Genomic DNA, 3135 nt, shown 5'->3' with positions numbered 1-3135 from the left:
CCGCCCGCCCGCCCGGGACGCCGAACCCGAACCGCCCGCGCCGCGCGGCCGCGACCGCGACGACGGCTGGGGCTGGGCGGAGGGCGACGGATGAGCGCCGACGGAACCACACGGACTTCCCCCGCCCCGACCGCGCCGGTGCCGGACGGGGGTCAGCACGGGCCGGACAGGGCGGGGGAACGCATCGCGGAACGGCTCCTGGTCACCGTCCGGGAGGACCTCGGCAGGGCCGACTCCAAGGCAGCCGTACTGCTCTCGGGGGCGCTCGCCCTGCCCGCCTTCCTCATCGGGCGGCACGGCTCGCCCGACTGGCGGGGCCCCGGCGACCTGGCGCTGGTCGTCGCGGGCGTGCTGTGGGTGGTCGCGGTGGCCGCCCTGGTCCGCGCGCTCCTGCCGCGTACCGGCACGGTCCGCGACCAGGAAGGGGTGACCTACTTCGGGGACCTGCTCGCCCCGTTCGACTACGACGTGCTGACCGCCCGGATCAACGAGGCCGGCCGCGACCCGGTCGGCTGGCTGCTCGTCCAGGCCGTGGACGTCAGCGCCATCCTGTCCGCCAAGTACCGGGCGATCCGCTGGGCGGTCGCCACACTCGCCCCGGCGGCCGCGCTGGCTCTCGCCTGGAGCCTGGCCGCGCGCTGACCGCCCCGCACGGATGTGCCGCGTCCAGGGGCACTTCACCGACGACCACGCAGAGCCATCGCATCGCAGCAGTGCTTCACGACACCACGCAGACACGGCAACGACAGTAAAAGGGGACGGTCGTGCGGAATGACCGAAGAAGAGGCCCGGCCGGCACCGGCCGGGCCGGGCGCGCGGCGCTGGCCGCCCTGGCCGGTGCGGCCCTGCTCACCTCCCTGACGGCACCGGCCGCCGCCGACCCGGAGCCGGGCGCGGCCGCCGCGCCCGCCTTCGCCTCCGTCAACTACGCGGTGGCCGTGGACCAGTCCGCGAGCCTCGCGCCCGCGGACATCAAGGCGGAGAAGGCAGCGGCCGCCCGGATCGCGCTCGGCGACGTCTCGGCGACCTCCCACATCAGCGTGTTCGGCTTCGCCGCCGCCGAGTCGGCCGACCAGCGGGCGGTGGACCCCGTGTGCCCGCGCACCCGACTGGACGCGGCGGGACGGGAGTCGGTCGGGGGCTGCGTGGAGAAGCTGCGCGGCCGCAAGAAGAGCGAGGGCACGGGGACGGACTTCCCGAGCGCGATCCGCCAGGGCGTGCACGAACTGAGCTCGGGCACCGACCCGTCGGCCCCCCGGGTGCTGTTCCTGCTCACCGACGGGGAGATGGACGTCACCGGCAGCCCCCAGTACGGCGACCCGGCGCACCGCGAGGCCGAGGGGAAGCGGCAGCTGGAGCTGGAGCTGAAGAACGCCGCCGCCAAGAACGTACAGATCTGGCCGCTCGGCTTCGGTCCCGACCCGGACAGGGAGCAGCTCGACAAGATCGCCGCCGGCGGCTTCCAGAAGGGCTGCGTCGACCTGCCGTCCGCCCGCCCCACCGCCCGCAAGGTCTCCGGGGCCAAGGACGTCGGGCGGGCGCTGGAGAAGATCTTCGCCGCCGCGCACTGTCTGCGCTACGAGGCGGGGCCGAGCAAGCGCCCGCCCGCCACCCTGCCCATCACCATCTCGCCGCTGGCGACCGTGGGAAGCATCGTCGTCGACAAGGGCTCCCCCGAGGTGACCGTCACCTACACCGACCCGCTCGGCAACAAGGTGCCCACCTCAGGCCGGTTCAAGGACTCCACCTTCGAACTCGCGGGAGGCGGCGGCACCGTGGAGGCGCTGAAGATCATCGACCCGGTGCCCGGCCGGTGGAAGGTCGACGTGAAGGCCCCCGAGGGCCACCGCTCGCTGCCCGTCGGCGTCAGCGTCCTGTGGCAGGGGGAGCTGCGCGGCTCCATCACGATGGACCCGCCCTCCCCGCAGGCCGGGGAGAAGGCGACCGTCACCATGCGGCTCCAGACCCGCGAGGGCTACGAGATCAAGGACCCGGCCGACTACGCCGGTCTCCAGGTCAGCAGCGAACTCACCGGCGACGGCTTCGCCCCGCTGCCCCTGCGGCTCACCGACGACGGCAAGGGCCCCGACCCCACCAGGAGCGACGGCTCCTTCAGCGGTACGGTCACCATCCCCGAGAGCGCCGACGGAGCCCTGAAGGTCAGCGGCACCCTCACCGCCTCCGGGCTCAGCGCCGACACCCGCAGCGAGGGCGGCCAGGTGGCCCCCGGGGCCCTGCCCGTCACCACGGCGCTCTCCCCGGTCCGCGGCGACGGCCACCCCGGGGACACGGTCACCGCGAACCTCTCCGTCACCAACACCACGGACGCCCCGCACACCCTGAAGCTGTCCCTCGCGGACGTCCGGGCCGGGCTGCTCACCGTGAGCCCCGCCGAGATCGTGGTGAAGCCCGGCGCTTCCTCCACCCATGAGATCAGGCTCGGGATCGGACCGGAGAAGTCCTTCGACGGGCGGCTCGACGACGGCCCGCTCGGCATCGGCGGCACCGTCACCGTCCAGGACGCCACCGACGGCGACCGCACCCTGGTGCGCACCCCGCTGTCCGTCCAGGTCACCCCCGAACCGAGCCTGCTGGACCGGTACTGGTGGGTGCTGGTCGGCGCCGTCGCGCTGATCGTCGTCGGCGTCCTGGCGGCGCTGGCCTGGCTCCGGCAGCGGCGGGGTCGCCGCGACCCGCAGGGGCTGACGCTCCACCTGCTCTCCGAGGACGGCGACGTGCTCGGCGTCCACACCGCCGGACACGGCCAGAAGCAGTGGTACGCGTTCGACATCGCCGAGGCGCACAGCAACCCGCGCATCGAACGGCGCACCAACGGCCGGTACGCCGTGCAGCGCAGCCCCGAGGGCGGCGCGGTGCTGCGCAGACACGGCGGCCGCACCCGGGAGCGGCTCACGGCGACCGGCCGGGTCGAACTCACCGACCGGCTGAGCCTCGCCCTCGGCGAGGACTCCGTACGCGCCACCGCCCCCGGGCGCCCCGACCCGGTGAGCCCGGTCGGTGGGAACGACGACTACCTGTGAGGCGCGCGCCGCCCGCCACCCGGCGGCCGGCGCCGCAGGCCCCGGCGGGCCGCACGGCCGCGAGCCTGTCTCTTATACACATCTCTGAGCGGGC

General features: G+C 74.6%; 2 protein-coding genes. Both read left to right on the top strand.

Features of this window, described 5'->3' with window-relative positions:
• Positions 1-90: 90 nt before the first annotated feature.
• Positions 91-642: a Pycsar system effector family protein gene (locus tag CR470_RS36940; protein WP_097872074.1), complete on the top strand. Its 552-nt coding sequence runs from the start codon at positions 91-93 to the stop codon at positions 640-642.
• Between the two features lie 122 nt (positions 643-764).
• On the top strand, positions 765-3041 hold the full coding sequence (locus CR470_RS36935; protein WP_097872072.1) for a VWA domain-containing protein: 2277 nt from the start codon (positions 765-767) through the stop codon (positions 3039-3041).
• The last annotated feature ends 94 nt before the right edge of the window (positions 3042-3135 follow it).

The organism is Streptomyces sp. rh34 (assembly GCF_002551245.1).
In the GTDB taxonomy this organism is placed as follows: Bacteria; Actinomycetota; Actinomycetes; order Streptomycetales; family Streptomycetaceae; genus Streptomyces.
This window is presented reverse-complemented; position numbering and strand designations above follow the sequence as displayed.

What these genes read in the sequence shown, in the direction of transcription:
- CR470_RS36940 (WP_097872074.1), top strand. Translation starts at nt 91, where the DNA reads ATGAGCGCCGACGGAACCACACGGACTTCCCCCGCCCCGACCGCGCCG.